We start from the raw sequence: 16,620 nt of genomic DNA on the forward strand, positions 1-16,620 counted from the left end.
GCCGACCGTTCAAATCAGTGCGCCTATCACCGTCAATGGTTCCGCCGGCACACCTGCCCAAAATGATGACCTTGCGCGGAAAATGGCCCGACAGATGGAGGCGACCATGCGAGGGGTGGTTGCCGACGAGATGAGGCGCGCAACAAGGCCGGGGAACCTCGGCAACAGCCGTAGTCGCGGGCGCTGATCGAAAATCAGCAATTGACGCAAAAGAAAAGGCCGCACCCTTCCGTGCGACCTCTTCAAGTGCCAGTCTGTTGAACAGGGAACCAAGCCTATGCAACTTCACGAAATTTAGTGTATCTCGCTGGCGAAGTCAAGAGTCTGATAATAAATCTTCATCGATCAGCGATAACTACTTAGAATGCATTTGTTAGCGTCGCAGCGCCACACTGACGGTCGTCAGCGTCGACCAGTGCTACTTCCGGCCCATATACCGTAAATAGCTAAAGCCCCTCTACGGCGTCCCCATGGTCGATTGTGAGCGTTAGGTAGGGAAATCTTCGAAAATGCACGAAATCCGAGATTTTTCTGGATATCTGACAAATCCTCATCTATACTTCGCATTGATCCTCATTGATCGATTGCCAGCGAACCAATTACCAAGTCCCCTAAGCCCGTCTCGGGCAAGCAGCGAATACACAAAGTAGGTCGCGCACCCTCCCCAAAGAACTATTCGAGATCGTCCCGGAATACCTATCAGGCCATCAATTTGATAGGATATAGGCTTGGAGCGCTTCTGCGCTACGTGTTTGAAGGTCATTTGTAATCGACGGAATACGAGACCGTCGTCCTGTGTCCAAGCCCACAAAATGGAGATCGAAGCGACCTTCCTCGCCTCTCGCATCGCGCCATGAAGCCCAGGCTTCGAAAGTTTCACCTTAAAAGATTCAGGCTCTATCGAACACGCTATGGCGTAGGGATAACCTGATGCTCCCGGCTTGTTGTGTTCGAGCTTGCCGGAAGTGATTACCGTTGGAGGTTCGCAAGGACCGGGATTCGGCTTTATGGGAGGTTTAGCCAACCGCCTCCCGCCCCTGATAAGGGCTAGTAGCTTCAACACTCTTTATACGCAGAAGAATTTCCCTCCTTTGTTAGATCGTGATTTTACTCACTTTCTAACAGGGGGGGGAAAGCTCATCACCGCAGGGATTGTTAGAAAGAAACAAACTAACCAATTCTCCGGAATAGCCCCACGATTGCCCGCGCAGCGGGCAGCAAGCGAAGCGCGCAGGGAGGGCCAAAGGCCCGAGTAATTGGTGGTTCAGTCACTACTGACTTATCTAAGTATTTGAAAATAAAAGATATTTACGCCTTTAAGGCTTGCATCCTTCCGCGAACAGATTCATATCGAATCTGTTCAACACCAATCGGCGGAGATACATTGCCTTGGAAATCTACATTGAAACCGAAACATACGACCGGCTTGTCGCGGCGCTTCTGACGCTTGAGCCATGCCCTCTCACCGGCGAGGTAGGGCCGGATGAAATCAAGATCGCGCTCGGCGAGGTTGCGGACATTTGGCCGGAATATATTCGGGGTGATGCATCCTGAAAATAATTGTGCGATTGCCTCTTGCATTTTGTGAACGTGAATTCTATTTTCACGTTCACAGCGGAGATAAACGATATGGCAATGACCCCATTAGAGCGGAAGCGTCTTTCCCTCACAAGGAAGGCAGAGCGTGAAAAGCTGGCCGGTGATCCGACCGACGCAGTCGCGACGATCAAGTTTTACGAGTTCGTAGATGGCAATCCGAATTGGGAAGAGGTGAGGACCAACCTTGAATGGGGTGGCGTCAAACCGGATGGCCTTCCGGTGTTCGTGTCTGATGATGATCCCGATCATGACCCGGACACCGATGGCCCCTATCGCGGATCGATTGGCAGGGCAGAGCGCATGGTTGGCGCTTACCTCGACGCGGCCACGGAACTTGCTGGCATCATCAATCGATACAAGCGCGAGGAAATCGACCAGTCGATTGCCAAACTTGAGCAATCCGACCTGTCCGACCCAACCGCAAAAAAGAAGGCGCTCGCGGAAAGCGCCCGCCTTCACAAACTTCGCGCCCAACTGGACAGGCAAGTCCGGCGAGCGCTGCCACAGTGGGAAGTGAAAGGAGATTGAGGAACCAGACAGCCTAACGCAAAACGACGCGACCCAAGGGCCGCGCCGTCATGAAGCAGTTCAATCAAATGCCGGTGCGTCAACACCGGCACCTAATGCCCAAAGGGCGAGGAATTATATAATGACTAATGTAAATATCGCAAACATGGCCGAGCTGGCATCGTCGGAAATACTCACGGAAGTGAAGCTTCAGCGCTTGGAGCAGTTTGCTTGGCTGATCGACAATGTCGACGATGACCGGAGCGCAAGGCGGTTAGAAGTCCTTTGGGATTGGGCCGGGGAAATGGTCCATTTCCAGAGTGTGGCGAACCGCACCGGCAAGCCTATCGAATATTTCCAGCGCGGTAGGACGTTGCGCGTTCTCTTTCCGCAGGCCGTGCAGGAGGCCGCGTAATGGCGCTCAGTCCCGCACTTCGCGAGATAATCATCAACGCAGCGGCCGAGTGTAAAGCCAAGCATGATGCCAAGAACGAACAGGCTCGCGAGCTTTTGCTTGACCTGATCGGCAACACGCTTGAGCGCATCCGCGCAACGCCGGATGCGGTGTTGCTCGACTACCCGCAGGAGGCCACGGACCTTCTAGATACGATTGAAAACTGGTGCAGCGAGCAGCACGAAGACGGCTATCCGATCTTCCGCGATCCCCGCTGACGATGTGGTGACGTTGGAACCCTAGCCGCCCGATCCTCGCCGACCGACCAGAAGCCCGCCGGGGAGACTCGGCGGGCTTCTTTCCTTTATAAGTGCCTAGAAGAGGGAAAGAAGTGAGCGTTCGGTAAGTTTTGACGAGAGCTTGGCGAGCACCTCGTCCAGAACGAGATTGCTGCTCGCACCGAGGTCCATCGCCTTCGCGACACCTACGGCATCAGTGCTAAATCGCTCCGTGAGTGTCATTTCAATTTTATCGTCAGTTAAAGAACATTTATAAGGATGAAAATGCATAGAGTCCCCGAGTCGAGCTTTTTGCAAATCACTAAATGAGAAAATCTTCCGCATATAAGTCAAGAGATCATCCTGAAGGACGAGAACAAGCTTTTTGTTCATACCTTCGAAAGTTCCAATCTTATGGTTTAACTGCACCAAAATTGTTTTTGCTGTCATCTTCCAATTGACGCCAAATGTGCCCGCTTCATAAGGCGGAACATTTATGCCATGAGACTTTAGAAAATCTTGCCGGAACGGCCACACCGTTCCAGTAGTATCCAATCCTTGGAATTCAATACCTACGAAATCAATCGCGTTTCCTTTTCTCGCAGATACCAAGAAATAATCCACGCTGCCCCCAGGAATATATTGTTCCGGCAAAAGGTGAATTTCGTTTCCCGGCTCATGAAGGGTAAGCAGGTGAAGGCAATCCACAAATGCCTTGCCCTTGCCCGTCAAAAATTTGTTTGGACAGATCACCAGCGGTTTTAATTCTCTTCCTTGTGCGACAACACAGGATCCAATCGATATTGTAGGATCACTTTTTCGAATTTTAAAGCACTTCTTGTCGGAGTAAGGGCACAATTGGTCTCTTACAATTGTTTTCCATTCTACATTTTCTCTTGTCGAGTGGCCAAAGAGTTCAAGTATCCTGCTCACTTTACTGTATACCCTTATTCCGAAGGACTACGACGCTTTCACGTAGCTCGATCTCGTGCTTGCTATTCCAGCGTTGACGGAACACCGATATATCTTCAATTGCAAAACCTTCCATTTCTCCGCACCGGGCCAAAAGCTCGTCCGTTGCTACCTTAATGCCATTGAATGCTGAGTCTCCGACGACCACCGCTGCGATAGCGTTGGGGGCAAGCCTCTGGTGCCAATTTCGCATTATTGCCCGCATTCCCCCAAAATACTGGGCTACCATATCTGCAGGATTCCAACCCCAGTTGCGTCCCACCAGTGTCTCGGCAATCTTCGTGTATACGCAACGAACGGCATCAACTTCCATGCCTTCGGCTTTTTGCCATTCATTTTCGCGGTAGACGAGCTTTACACTAGACGAGACCATGCGCTTCTTGAGAGCAGTAAGCTCTTTCTTGTCCGAAGTATGATTCAACAAAGCTAATTCCAACCTTGTCTGATGAACATACTCCATATCGTTGGGGTAAGGGGGCGACGTAAAGATACCATCCGCTCTATGAGGGCCGGCGGTTCTAGCGTCGCCTAATTCAACTTTTGATGAGCCGATTTCGATTTGCGTAAGATTCCTGTATTCGGCAATCATCGCGCGACATCGTGCTTCGAAATGTTCTACGACCGGATATTCAACAGTGGCCTTTGATCGATACGAAATATTGGGCTTAAGTATCATATTTGAGGCTGGAATTATGATTGAAGCCACTGCTAGGCGGAGAAAGCGCTTTACACGCGCATCGCTCGACTTCTCAATTTCTGAGACCAGCCACCTAATTTCTTCCGCAACCGAAGGGGCAATCCATTTGCGCAACTTTGGATCGCCGTGAAAGTCATTTCGCCCCTCCATGAGGGGTTCATAATCGGACCATGCGATATATTTTGGTATTTTGATCCCGAAGCGGTTCTTGGCTTGAGCAAGGATGGAATGCAGCTCTTCCTCAATTAATACGGGCGATAGTCCCCAGTCAGTCTTCGCGTGGACCACTTCAATCATAAAGGGATTGGCATCGTAGCCAACGCTGTCAATTCCGAGCTTTTGACATGCAACAATCGTGGTGCCGGAACCGACAAAGGGATCCCACACTAAGCTCCCTTCAGAGAAGGTTTTGCTGATCCACTTTTCTGCGAAATCCCCGGTGAAGTCTTGGATATAGCGATACCAACCATATACGCCATCGGCCTCCGTATTAGTTGTGCCCCTCCAATTGCGCGATTGCGACAGATTTTCTGGCAAAGAGAGCGGAAGCTGGAATTGCATACCGATGTCATTCATACGATTCGCCCTCAAAACAATGCCGTGAACCATATCAGGGCACAGATTGGTCGCTACAGAAGATGCGCCAAACTCACGACAATCTTGCCATAGGATGGGAAGTGAGCGAGTTGTGCCTCGTGGAGCATCCACGAGGTTGTAACACTTAGCATTTACTAATATTATCTAAGCGATTGAAAAATAAGGAAAAAATATCGATGGCTGGGGCGCCAGGATTCGAACCTGGGAATGACGGTATCAAAAACCGTTGCCTTACCGCTTGGCGACGCCCCAACAGGCCGATTAGGCTGAATCGACACGAGCGGCCTTATAAGCAGAGCCGATCAAAAGCACAATGCGTTTGCGCCAGCCTTTGAGGCCGGTTTTCCCGACCCACCCGATGCACGCGTCCGGCAAGCGACCGAACCGCGCAAATCAGCCGGCGTGAGGCGATCTACTCGCCCCATACCGCCAGTTCGTTGCCTGCCGGATCGGTAAAATGGAAGCGTCTTCCGCCTGGAAACGCGAAGATGGGCCGGGCAATCCTGCCGCCGGCCTTTTCCACCGCGTCCAGGCTCTCTTCCAGATTTTCCGAATAAAGCACCGGCAAGGGCTTTGCCACGGCGTCCGAGCCGTCTGTCTGGAAGCCGCCGTCCAACCCTTCGCTGAAGGCGGAGTAATTCGGCCCGTAATCGGTAAACGACCACGAAAAAGCAGCGCTGTAGAATGCCTTGACGCTGTCCAGCGTACCGCCGACGGCCGGCATTTCAAGATAATCGAGCTTGCCGTTCTGTTTCATCGCTCACCTCTCGTTCTCTTTATGTTCTAATACTGCTCTCAGCCGTACGCAAGTGGTTTCGGCTTCGGTTTCCTTAATCGATTGTAGCGGGCCCTTGCAGACACGCAGCCTTGCCTTTCGCACGGCCGCGTCATATCGCATCTTTGCGACAGGGGCGGAACCGTTGGCTTCGTCGGGCCTTTTCCAATCTCCGAGCACTGGAGAACATGCATGACCAAGTGGATCTACACCTTCGGCGACGGGGCGGCCGAGGGGCGAGCCTCCGACAAGAACCTTCTCGGCGGCAAAGGGGCCAACCTCGCCGAAATGTGCAGCCTTGGCCTGCCGGTGCCGCCCGGCTTCACCATCACCAGCGCAATGTGCAACTGGTACTATGACAACGGCCAGGCGTTCCCTCCCGCTTTCGAAAGCGAAATCGATAAAGCCCTCGATCATATCGCGCGGCTGACGGGCCGCCGCTTCGGCGATCCGCAGAAATTGCAGCTGGTTTCGGTGCGCTCCGGCGCGCGCGCGTCGATGCCCGGCATGATGGACACGGTGCTCAATCTTGGCCTGAACGACGAGACGGTCGAGGCTCTGGCCGCCGATTCCGGAGATGAGCGTTTCGCCTATGACAGCTACCGCCGCTTCATCCAGATGTACTGCAATGTGGTCATGGGGCTGGACCATGAGGTGTTCGAGGAAATCCTCGAGGACCAGAAGGCGTCGCTCGGTCATGAACTCGACACAGAACTGTCTGCCGCCGAATGGCAGGGGGTCATTACCCTCTACAAGAAGCAGATCGAGGAAGAACTGGGCAAGCCGTTCCCGCAATCGCCGCGCGAGCAGCTTTGGGGCGCCATCGGCGCGGTATTTTCGAGCTGGATGAACGCGCGCGCCATTACCTATCGCCGCCTGCACGACATTCCCGAAAGCTGGGGCACGGCGGTTAACGTCCAGGCCATGGTGTTCGGCAATATGGGCGAAACCTCGGCCACCGGCGTTGCCTTTACCCGCAATCCCTCGACCGGCGAAAAGCAGCTTTACGGCGAATTCCTGGTCAACGCGCAGGGCGAGGATGTAGTCGCCGGCATCCGCACGCCGCAGAACATTACGGAAACGGCGCGCATTGCGGCGGGTTCCGACAAGCCTTCCCTGCAGAAGTTGATGCCGGATGCGTTTAATAACTTCGTTGAGATTTCCAACCGGTTGGAACAGCATTACCGCGATATGCAGGACCTCGAATTCACCATCGAGCGCGGCAAATTGTGGATGTTGCAGACGCGCTCGGGCAAGCGCACCGCGAAAGCCGCGCTGAGGATCGCGGTCGACATGGCCAGGGACGGCATGATTACCGAGGCCGAGGCGGTTGCCCGCATCGATCCGGCTTCGCTCGATCAGTTGCTGCACCCGACCATCGACCCGAAGGCCGCGCGCGATGTCATCGGCGTGGGCCTGCCGGCCTCGCCGGGTGCTGCCACCGGCGAGATCGTGTTTTCGTCCGACGACGCGGAAGAACTGAAGAAGCAGGGCCGCAAGGCCATCCTCGTTCGCATCGAGACCAGCCCCGAAGACATTCACGGCATGCATGCCTCCGAGGGTATCCTGACGACGCGTGGCGGCATGACCAGCCATGCCGCCGTGGTGGCGCGTGGCATGGGCAAGCCTTGCGTATCGGGGGCCGGCACGCTGCGCGTCGATTACAAGGCCGGCACCATGACGGCGCGGGGCATCGTCCTGAACAAGGGTGACATCGTCACCATCGACGGCAGCAACGGCCAGGTGCTCAAGGGAGCCGTGCCGATGCTGCAGCCGGAATTGTCCGGCGACTTCGCAGCGATCATGGAGTGGGCGGATGCCGCGCGCCGCATGAAGGTGCGCACCAATGCCGAAACGCCGGCGGACGCGCGCATGGCGCGCTCTTTCGGAGCTGAGGGCATCGGGCTTTGCCGCACTGAGCATATGTTCTTCGACGGCGACCGCATCGTTGCCATGCGCGAGATGATTTTGGCCGATACCGAGAAGGACCGGCGCACCGCGCTCGACAAGCTGCTGCCCATGCAGCGCGCCGATTTCCTCGAACTGTTCGAGATCATGGCGGGCCTGCCGGTGACGATCCGCCTGCTCGATCCGCCGCTGCATGAGTTCCTGCCGAAGACGGAAGAAGAAATCGCGGAAGTGGCACGCGTCATGAACGTGCCGGCGGACAAGCTACGCCAGCGCACCGAAGCCCTGCACGAGTTCAACCCGATGCTGGGGCATCGCGGCTGCCGGCTGGCCGTCTCCTATCCAGAGATCGCCGAAATGCAGGCGCGCGCCATTTTCGAGGCGGCGGTCGAGGCGGGCCGCAAGGCCGGAGCGCTGGTCGTTCCGGAAATCATGGTGCCGCTGGTCGGCATCGAAAAGGAGTTCGCCTACGTCAAGGCGCGTATCGATGCCGTGGCCAAGAGCGTCATGGAGGAAACCGGTGTCCATATCGACTATCTCACCGGCACCATGATCGAATTGCCGCGTGCCGCAATCCGCGCCGATGTCATCGCCGCCACCGCCGAGTTCTTCTCCTTCGGCACCAACGATTTGACGCAGACTACGTTTGGCATTTCGCGCGACGATGCGGCGTCGTTCCTGGAGACCTACCGGCAAAAAGGCATCGTCGAGCAGGACCCGTTCGTGTCGATCGACGTGGAGGGCGTGGGCGAACTGGTGCGCATGGCGGCAAGCAAGGGCAGGGCAGTGCGTCCGGAAATCAAGCTCGGCATCTGCGGCGAACATGGCGGCGATCCGGCATCGATCCATTTCTGCGAGGATGTCGGCCTGGATTACGTCTCCTGCTCGCCTTACCGGGTGCCTATTGCACGCTTGGCCGCGGCGCAGGCGGCGGTGAAGAAGCAGTGAGGCGGCAGGAATAACAGATTTAGGAACAAACGGTTAGGACGGTTACCCGAATCAATGCGTGACCGTCTTCCCCGCAAGCTCTCCGATTTCGGCGGGCTGGCGACTGATCAAGCCGCGGCCTGAAACGCGTCCATCAAGCCGGCATAGGCGGCTGCGATGCCGGCAACCGGGTTGGCGCTTTTGGATATGGGTTCGACCTTCAGCGCGCCGCCGCCGCTGGCCGGCAATGTCAGGAGCAGGAATTGACGGTTGCCGCCGTCACCGAAGCTGGCGGCCGCGACGTGCTGTTCATGCCCGTCGATTTCGGCCCGCATCCTGAACAGCAACGTGCCGCTCACCGCTTCCAGCGCACCGGCCACGACTTCGATGAACGCGTCGTCGGAAACGGCGTGGTTGTCCGGCACAAGCTCGCCGAGGCTTTCGGCCAGCGTGTTTTCAAGGATTGCGTCATCGTCATGCACTTCCATGCGAGACCTCATTCGTTTCGCCAGTCGCGCCCCTTGCCGGCTAGGATCGGCGCTTACAGTGGCTGGATTATGACGTTCGGCCTTGGCCGCATGCATCCATGCTGGACAATCGGCCCGTTCTTCCCAAAAATAAAGAAAAGGCCCAAAAATAAAGAGAGGGAGGACCATCATGCTGGGATTGATGCAGGAGTGGCCCCTGCTTTGCCACAAGTTGATCGACTATGCAGCCCTGCAGCACGGCAGGCGCGAGGTCGTTTCCCGCTCCATAGAAGGGCCGGTCGTACGCACGACCTATGCCGACATCCGCTTGCGGGCGCTCAAGGTTGCGCAGCTTCTGGAGCGGGACGGCTACGGGCTTGGCGACCGAGTAGCGACGCTGGCCTGGAACACCGCCCGTCACATCGAGGCCTGGTATGGCATCATGGGCATCGGCGCGATCTACCACACGCTCAACCCGCGCCTGTTTCCCGAGCAGATCGCCTGGATCATGAACCATGCCAAGGACAAGGCGATTTTCGTCGACCTGACTTTCCTGCCGTTGGTCGAAAAGATCGCCGGAGCGGTTCCGTCGCTGCAAAAGGTGATCGTTTTGACCGATCGCGCGCACATGCCGCAAACGACGCTGCAAGGCGCGGTGGCCTACGAGGAATGGCTGGAAGAAGCCGACGGCGATTTTCAGTGGAAAACGTTCGATGAAAACACTGCGGCCGGCATGTGCTATACCTCCGGCACGACGGGCGAACCCAAGGGCGTTCTCTACAGTCACCGCTCCAATGTGCTGCACGCCATGATCGGCGCCATGCCGGACGCCATGGGCCTGTCGTCGCGCGATGTCATCCTGCCCGTCGTTCCGATGTTCCATGCCAATGCGTGGGGGCTTGGCCAGGCCGCGCCGATGGTCGGGGCCAAGCTGGTCATGCCCGGCGGCAAGATGGACGGCGCTTCGATCTATGAATTGCTCGACACAGAAAAAGTGACGTTCAGCGCGGCCGTGCCGACGGTTTGGCTGATGCTGCTGCAATATCTGGAGGAAACGGGAAGACAATTGCCGCATCTGAAAAAAGTCGTCATCGGCGGTTCGGCCTGCCCTCGTGCGATAGCCCAGAAATTCGAGGACAATTACGGCGTCGAGGTCGTCCATGCCTGGGGCATGACGGAGATGTCGCCGCTCGGCACATTGGGGACGATGAAGCCCGAAGTTGCCGGCCTGACCGGGGAGGCCAAGCTCGACGTCCAGAAAACGCAAGGCTTTGCGCCGTTCGGCGTCGAATTGAAGGTAACGGATGACGAAAACAACGTACGTGCATGGGACGGCAGGACATTCGGACGGCTGAAGGTGCGGGGCCCGGCCGTGGCGCGCGCCTATTATGGCGATACCGGCGCGGAGCAGTTCGACACGGAAGGCTGGTTCGATACCGGCGACGTCGCGCATATCGACCCCAACGGCTACATGCAGATCACCGACCGCGCCAAGGACGTCATCAAATCGGGCGGCGAGTGGATTTCCACCATCGAACTGGAGAATCTGGCTGTCGGCCATCCAGACATCGCGGAAGCGGCGGTCATCGGCGTGCCCCACGCCAAATGGGACCAGAGGCCGCTTCTGGTCGTCGTGCGCAAGCCGGGCAGGGAGGTTGCCAAGGCGGAGATCCTCGGCTTCATGGAAGGTAAGGTCGCGAAATGGTGGATGCCCGACGACGTCGCCTTCGTTGACGAAATCCCCCATACCGCTACCGGCAAGATCCAGAAAACCGCGCTGCGGGAGCAATTCAGGAACTATCGTCTGCCGACGCAATAGGCCGGCACGCTTTCGGCTTCAATCCTGAGCGGAAATTGTCTAAGCCTTGCGCGGACGGGGTTGGAATGTGCGGCGAGATTTCATGGGCAGCTATCCTGAGCGGCAGACGTCGAAGGCAGCGGGCTGGTCGCGGCGCGTGGCTGCTTTTTCGCTGGTGTTGCTGGCGACGGTCTGGCTGGGGCATCACTTCGGGCTGGTGGAAACGCAGGGCTATCTTTGGGTGCTCGGCCTGGTTGCCCTGCTTGCTGCACTCGCGCTGCTTTTCGCCGGCTTCGCCTTCTCGCGGCTGTGGAATTTTGGCGACCGGGGCGGCCGCGACCTGACCGTCGGCGCCCTGGGTGCGCTGCTGGTGCTGGCGCCTTACGGGTTCGTGGCCTACCAGATCGCCACCACGCCGCCGCTGCGCGATATATCGACCGACCTTGCCGATCCGCCGGCTCTTGCCAGCGCTGTCGATCGGTCGAGGGATATGAACGTGCTTGCGCCGCTCACTCCGGGCGAACAGCGGCTGCAGGCGGAAAATTACCCGCTGGCGACCGGGCGCAGCTACGACGCACCGGCGGATGAAATCGTCGATGCCGTGGAGACGGTGGCGAAGCGTCAGGGCTGGCCGCTGACCGGACCCATTCCTGCCGCCGATGCGCAAAGCGAGGTCATCATCGACACCGTGGCCAAAAGCTTCATCCTCGACCTTCCCGCCGATGTCGCCATCCGCGTGACCGATAGCGGCGATGCGACGCTTGTCGATATGCGCTCGGCGTCGCGGTACGGCCGCTACGACCTTGGCGACAACGCGGCGCGCATTGCAGGTTTTCTGGCGGAACTGGATCAGGAAGTTGCCGGGCGCGTCGGTACGGCAGCAGCCGAATAGCTCAGCTAGGGAGCGGGCAGGAAAATCCCATCCAGCGCCAACTCGCCTTCCGTGACGACGAGGCCGCGCGCGACAAGATCTTCCAGATGGGCGAGGACGGAAAGGCCGGCGGCGCCGTGCAGGCGCGGGTCCGTGCCGCGATAGATGGCTTCGACAATGGTCTTGATGGTGCGATCACCCATGACGACGCGTTCCAGAATGGCGCGCTCGCGCATTTTGCGGTGCGCCTTCAAGCCGCGCATGAAGGTGCGCGGTTTTGTTACCGGGCCGCCATGGCCGGGCAGCAGCAACCGGTCGTCGCGGGCGATCAGCCGGTCCAGCGATTTCATGTAGTCGGCCATCGCGCCGTCGGGCGGCGCGACGATGGTAGTCGCCCACGCCATGACATGGTCGGCCGAAAACAGGATGCCGGTGCCTTCAAGCGCGAAAGCCAGGTGATTGGCGGCGTGGCCCGGCGTCGCCACGGCGCGGATCGACCAGCCGCCGCCGTCGATGACCGATCCATCCGGCAACGCAATGTCGGGCGTAAATTCCATGTCGGCGCTGGCATCGAGCGGATTGATTTCACCGATGCGCAGCGGCCGGGCCGGGCGGTGCGGGCCTTGCGCCAGCACGAGCGCCCCGGTTTGCGCCTTCAGCCGGGCGGCGAGCGGCGAATGATCCCGGTGCGTATGGCTGACGAAGATGTGGCTGACCGGCCGCCCGCCGATGGCTTTCAGCAAGGCATTCAGGTGGGCGTCGTTGTCGGGGCCGGGGTCGATCACGGCCAGAGAATCGCTGCCGACGACATAGCTGTTGGTGCCGTGGAACGTGAACGGGCTGGGGTTGGGTGCGGTCAGGCGAAGGACGTTTTGCGCAACCGATACGGCCTCGCCATAAGCCGGGTCGAAACTGGCGTCGAAATTGAGGGCCATGGGCGTGTTCACAAAGCTCGGTGGGTCAGAACGGCAAAACCGATTGCCGCATAGCACGGAAGCCAATATAGAAAAACGCAAGCCGCGACACCTGCGTCGGCGTTAAACGGAAATGGGAATGATCATGGCTACTGCAACAACAATGCGTCCACTGGTGTCTCTTGCCCTGCCGGAAAAAGGCGTGGCGCGGCTGGCCGTGCAGCTTTTGCTGGCCGTGGCCGGCACGCTGCTTCTGACGCTGTCCGCCAAGACGAAAGTCGTGCTCGGACCGGTCGACATGAATTTGCAGACGCTCGCCGTGCCGCTGATTGCCGCCGCCTTTGGCCTGCGCCTCGGTGTTGCGACGGTTCTTCTTTATTTGGCCGAAGGCGCAGCTGGTTTACCCGTGTTCCAGAGCACGCCGGAAAAGGGCATCGGCATGGTTTACATGCTGGGCACGACGGGCGGCTACCTTGCCGGTTTCGTGGTCATTGCGGCAATCGTCGGCTGGGCGGCGGATCGCGGCTGGGATCGCAGCATCGCCAAGTTCTTTGGTGCGGCACTCGTAGCCGAAGTCATCATGATGGCCATGGGGTTTGCCTGGCTGGCCATGCTGATCGGCCCTGAAAAGTCATGGCAGTTCGGCATCCTGCCCTTCATCGCGCCGGATCTGATCAAGGTCGCGCTGGCTTCGGCCCTTGTGCCGGCAATCTGGGCGCTGCTTCCGAAGCGCTGAATGAAGCAAAAGCGGTAGCGCGGAGCCTGCGAACGAAAGCCGGCGCGGCACTGAATTCCCGCACGATAAAGACGCTCCAGCGGCAACCCCGCTGGAGCGTCTTTGCGTTGACGGACCGTCCATCGCCCCTTCGGGTTGGAAGGAAATTGCCCCGCTCCAGCCAATCAAGGCAAATTTGTTCGCGCGCGGTACTTTCGCGAGGGCGAAGCGCATTGGCCTCGCTTCGCCGCAACTGCTAAACAACACGGCAATGAACGGATCGGACGCCGCTACGGTTCACCTGCGCGGCGCGATGAAAGAATGGCCTGGCAATGCACGCTCCGCTTACCCACCTGCAACGGCTCGAAGCCGAATCCATCCACATCTTCCGGGAGGTTGCGGCGAACTTCGCCAAGCCGGTGATGCTTTATTCGATCGGCAAGGATTCCTCCGTGCTGATGCATCTGGCGATGAAGGCGTTTTATCCGGCCAAGCCGCCCTTTCCCTTTCTCCATGTCGACACGACGTGGAAATTCCGCGAAATGATCGCGTTTCGCGACGCCATCGCCAAAAAGCTTGGCTTCGACCTCATCGTCCACATCAACCAGGATGGCGTTCGCGATCATATCAACCCGTTCGACCACGGCTCGAATACGCACACGCACATCATGAAGACGGTGGGGCTGAGACAGGCGCTCGACAAATACGGTTTTGACGCGGCCTTCGGCGGCGCGCGCCGCGACGAGGAAAAATCGCGCGCCAAGGAGCGCATCTTCTCCTTCCGCAATGCGCAACACGCATGGGACCCGAAGAACCAGCGGCCGGAAATGTGGAACATCTACAACACACGCGTGGCCGCGGGCGAATCGATCCGGGTCTTTCCGCTGTCGAACTGGACCGAACTGGATATCTGGCAATACATTTTGCAGGAGGATATTCCGATCGTGCCGCTTTATTTCGCAAAGCGGCGTCCGGTGGTCGAGCGCGACGGCATGCTGATCATGAAGGACGACGAGCGCATGAAATTGCTGCCGGGCGAGGTGGTCGAGAACCGGCTGGTGCGGTTTCGCACCCTCGGCTGCTACCCGCTGACCGGCGCGATCGAGTCCGAGGCCGACACGCTAGAGGCGATCGTCAGCGAAATGCTCACCGCGCGCACCTCCGAGCGGCAGGGCAGGCTGATCGACCGCGACGAGGCCGGTTCGATGGAAAAGAAGAAGCGCGAAGGATATTTTTGAAAAATGCGCTCCACCGCTGAAAATCTTTCTCAAGGCGCGACGGACCCCGGCGCCGATAGCGTGCGTGATTATCTTGCCGCGCAGGAAAAGAAGACGCTGCTGCGCTTCCTCACCTGCGGCTCGGTCGACGACGGCAAGTCGACGCTGATCGGGCGGCTGTTGTCGGATACCAAGCAGATATTCGAGGACCAGTTGGCGGCCCTGGAGCGCGATTCGCGCAAGCACGGCACCACCGGCGACGACGTCGATTTCGCGCTGCTGGTCGATGGGCTGGAGGCGGAGCGCGAGCAGGGCATCACCATCGACGTGGCCTACCGGTTCTTCGCCACGCCAAGACGCAAGTTCATCGTCGCCGATACACCGGGCCATGAGCAGTACACACGCAACATGGCGACAGGCGCTTCCACGGCCGATCTTGCCATCGTGCTGGTCGATGCAAGGCAGGGCGTCCTGCGCCAGACGCGGCGTCATTCGGTCATCGCCTCGCTGCTCGGCATCCGCCATATCGTGCTGGCCGTCAACAAGATCGACCTCATCGATTTCGACGAACAAGTTTTTGAGCAGATCGTCGCCGATTACGGCGCGTTTGCGCAAAAGCTGGGTTTCCAGACCATCGTGCCGATCCCGATGTCGGCCCGCTACGGCGACAATGTTTCAAGGCGCTCGGACAAGACGCCCTGGTATGACGGGCCGACGCTGATGGAACACCTCGAAACGGTGCTGGTCGATGAGCATGCCGCCGATCTGCCGTTCCGGTTTCCCGTGCAGTATGTGAGCCGGCCCAATCTCGACTTTCGCGGCTTTGCCGGCACGGTGGCGTCGGGCCAGGTGTCGCCGGGCGACGAGATCGTCGTCGCCAAATCCGGCAAGGCGGCGCGCATCAAGCGCATCGTCACGCAGGACGGCGATCTCAAGCAGGCTGTGGCCGGACAGGCTGTCACCCTTGTGCTGGACGACGAGGTGGAGGTGTCGCGCGGCAACATGCTGGTTTCGCCAACGGCGCGCCCGCAGGTCGCCGACCAGTTTGCCGCCAACATCGTCTGGTTCGACGAAAACGCGCTTCTGCCCGGCCGCTCCTACATATTGCGCACGGAAACCGACCAGGCGGGTGCTACCGTCACCGATCTGAAATACCGGGTCAACATCAACGACTTCGCACATGAGGCGGTAAAGTCGCTTGGCCTGAACGAGGTCGGCGTTTGCAATATCTCCACCCGGACGCCGATCGTTTTCGATGCGTTTGGCGACAACCGCGCAACCGGCGCCTTCATCCTGATCGACCGCATCACCAATGCCACGGTGGGCGCGGGTATGATCCTGCATGCGCTGCGTCGTGCCGAAAACATCCACTGGCAATCGCTGGACGTCGACAAGCGCGCCCGCTCGGAGATGAAGAACCAGCGCCCGGCGGTATTCTGGTTCACCGGCTTGTCGGGGTCGGGCAAGTCGACCGTCGCCAACATGCTGGAGAAGAAGCTGCATTCCGCCGGCCGCCACACCATTTTGTTGGACGGCGACAATGTCAGGCACGGCCTCAATCGGGATCTGGGCTTTACCGATGCCGACCGCGTCGAAAACATTCGCCGCGTGGCGGAAGTGGCGCGGCTGATGACCGATGCGGGGCTGATCGTGCTGGTGTCCTTCATTTCGCCGTTCAGCGCCGAGCGGCGCATGGCGCGCGAATTGATGGCGCCCGGAGAGTTCGTGGAGGTATTCGTCGATACACCTTTCGAGGAATGCGCCCGGCGTGATACCAAGGGTCTCTACGCCCGTGCCTTGAAGGGCGAGATCAAGAATTTCACCGGCGTCGATTCCCCCTATGAAGCGCCGGAAAATCCCGAAATCCACCTGCGGACGCTGGGGCGTTCGCCCGAGCAACTGGTGGAGGCCCTGGAACTCTGGCTGATCGAGCGCGACAGTGCTGAAGACCAATATGACGGCGGCGGAATCTGACGCCATTCGA

At 58.6% G+C, this 16,620-nt stretch carries 15 protein-coding genes and 1 tRNA gene; 9 read left to right on the forward strand and 7 right to left on the reverse strand.

Annotated elements, in window-relative coordinates:
* Positions 1-1,308 precede the first annotated feature (1,308 nt).
* Positions 1,309-1,581 (reverse strand): hypothetical protein, encoded by a 273-nt coding sequence (locus ACX3P1_RS18660; protein WP_459081111.1) that lies wholly within the window; start codon positions 1,579-1,581, stop codon positions 1,309-1,311.
* Between the two features lie 48 nt (positions 1,582-1,629).
* Between ACX3P1_RS18660 and ACX3P1_RS18665 the strand changes: the two genes are divergently transcribed.
* From ACX3P1_RS18665 to ACX3P1_RS18675, 3 genes are all read left to right on the forward strand, one after another.
* A complete protein-coding gene (locus tag ACX3P1_RS18665; protein WP_459081112.1) occupies positions 1,630-2,127 on the forward strand; it encodes a hypothetical protein in 498 nt (165 codons plus the stop codon).
* Between the two features lie 121 nt (positions 2,128-2,248).
* Positions 2,249-2,521 carry a hypothetical protein gene (locus ACX3P1_RS18670; RefSeq protein ID WP_459081113.1) on the forward strand — a complete coding sequence of 91 codons (273 nt, stop codon included), beginning with the start codon at positions 2,249-2,251 and terminating at the stop codon, positions 2,519-2,521.
* The gene (locus tag ACX3P1_RS18675; RefSeq protein WP_459081114.1) at positions 2,521-2,778 is read left to right on the forward strand and encodes a hypothetical protein; all 258 of its coding nucleotides are present in this window, start codon (positions 2,521-2,523) and stop codon (positions 2,776-2,778) included. The genes ACX3P1_RS18670 and ACX3P1_RS18675 overlap by 1 nt, the downstream gene beginning before the upstream one ends.
* A 96-nt stretch (positions 2,779-2,874) precedes the next feature.
* Here ACX3P1_RS18675 and ACX3P1_RS18680 read toward each other — a convergent pair whose 3' ends face one another.
* The 4 genes from ACX3P1_RS18680 to ACX3P1_RS18695 all read right to left on the reverse strand — a co-directional run bounded on the left by ACX3P1_RS18680 (position 2,875) and on the right by ACX3P1_RS18695 (position 5,801).
* Positions 2,875-3,711, reverse strand: a complete 837-nt coding sequence (locus tag ACX3P1_RS18680; RefSeq protein WP_459081115.1) for a NotI family restriction endonuclease — start codon at positions 3,709-3,711, stop codon at positions 2,875-2,877.
* A 1-nt stretch (position 3,712) separates the two neighbouring features.
* Positions 3,713-5,023, reverse strand: coding sequence for a DNA methyltransferase (locus ACX3P1_RS18685; RefSeq protein WP_459081116.1), 1,311 nt, complete (start codon positions 5,021-5,023; stop codon positions 3,713-3,715).
* Between the two features lie 198 nt (positions 5,024-5,221).
* A tRNA-Gln gene (locus ACX3P1_RS18690) sits at positions 5,222-5,296 on the reverse strand.
* 160 nt (positions 5,297-5,456) lie between these two features.
* Complete coding sequence (locus ACX3P1_RS18695) at positions 5,457-5,801, reverse strand: VOC family protein (RefSeq protein ID WP_459081117.1); 345 nt, start codon at positions 5,799-5,801, stop codon at positions 5,457-5,459.
* A 210-nt stretch (positions 5,802-6,011) separates the two neighbouring features.
* Between ACX3P1_RS18695 and ppdK the strand changes: the two genes are divergently transcribed.
* A complete protein-coding gene (ppdK, locus tag ACX3P1_RS18700) occupies positions 6,012-8,675 on the forward strand; it encodes a pyruvate, phosphate dikinase (protein WP_459081118.1) in 2,664 nt (887 codons plus the stop codon).
* A 107-nt stretch (positions 8,676-8,782) separates the two neighbouring features.
* On the opposite strand, the gene ACX3P1_RS18705 is transcribed toward ppdK, so the two are convergent.
* A complete protein-coding gene (locus tag ACX3P1_RS18705) occupies positions 8,783-9,142 on the reverse strand; it encodes a hypothetical protein (RefSeq protein ID WP_459081119.1) in 360 nt (119 codons plus the stop codon).
* A 169-nt stretch (positions 9,143-9,311) separates the two neighbouring features.
* On the opposite strand from ACX3P1_RS18705, the gene ACX3P1_RS18710 reads away from it, so the two are divergent.
* Both ACX3P1_RS18710 and ACX3P1_RS18715 read left to right on the forward strand, forming a co-directional pair.
* Positions 9,312-10,940, forward strand: a complete 1,629-nt coding sequence (locus tag ACX3P1_RS18710; RefSeq protein ID WP_459081120.1) for a fatty-acid--CoA ligase — start codon at positions 9,312-9,314, stop codon at positions 10,938-10,940.
* 82 nt (positions 10,941-11,022) lie between these two features.
* The gene (locus ACX3P1_RS18715; protein ID WP_459081121.1) at positions 11,023-11,811 is read left to right on the forward strand and encodes a DUF1499 domain-containing protein; all 789 of its coding nucleotides are present in this window, start codon (positions 11,023-11,025) and stop codon (positions 11,809-11,811) included.
* Positions 11,812-11,816: 5 nt separating this feature from the next.
* On the opposite strand, the gene ACX3P1_RS18720 is transcribed toward ACX3P1_RS18715, so the two are convergent.
* The gene (locus ACX3P1_RS18720; protein ID WP_459081122.1) at positions 11,817-12,725 is read right to left on the reverse strand and encodes an MBL fold metallo-hydrolase; all 909 of its coding nucleotides are present in this window, start codon (positions 12,723-12,725) and stop codon (positions 11,817-11,819) included.
* Between the two features lie 124 nt (positions 12,726-12,849).
* Between ACX3P1_RS18720 and ACX3P1_RS18725 the strand changes: the two genes are divergently transcribed.
* From ACX3P1_RS18725 to cysN, 3 genes are all read left to right on the forward strand, one after another.
* The gene (locus ACX3P1_RS18725) at positions 12,850-13,440 is read left to right on the forward strand and encodes a biotin transporter BioY (protein WP_459081123.1); all 591 of its coding nucleotides are present in this window, start codon (positions 12,850-12,852) and stop codon (positions 13,438-13,440) included.
* Between the two features lie 311 nt (positions 13,441-13,751).
* On the forward strand, positions 13,752-14,657 hold the full coding sequence (cysD, locus tag ACX3P1_RS18730) for a sulfate adenylyltransferase subunit CysD (protein ID WP_459081124.1): 906 nt from the start codon (positions 13,752-13,754) through the stop codon (positions 14,655-14,657).
* Between the two features lie 3 nt (positions 14,658-14,660).
* Entirely contained in the window at positions 14,661-16,610 is a 1,950-nt protein-coding gene (cysN, locus tag ACX3P1_RS18735; RefSeq protein WP_459081125.1) for a sulfate adenylyltransferase subunit CysN, read from the forward strand.
* Positions 16,611-16,620: the final 10 nt, after the last annotated feature.

The sequence above is a fragment of the Mesorhizobium sp. A623 genome (assembly GCF_054489405.1).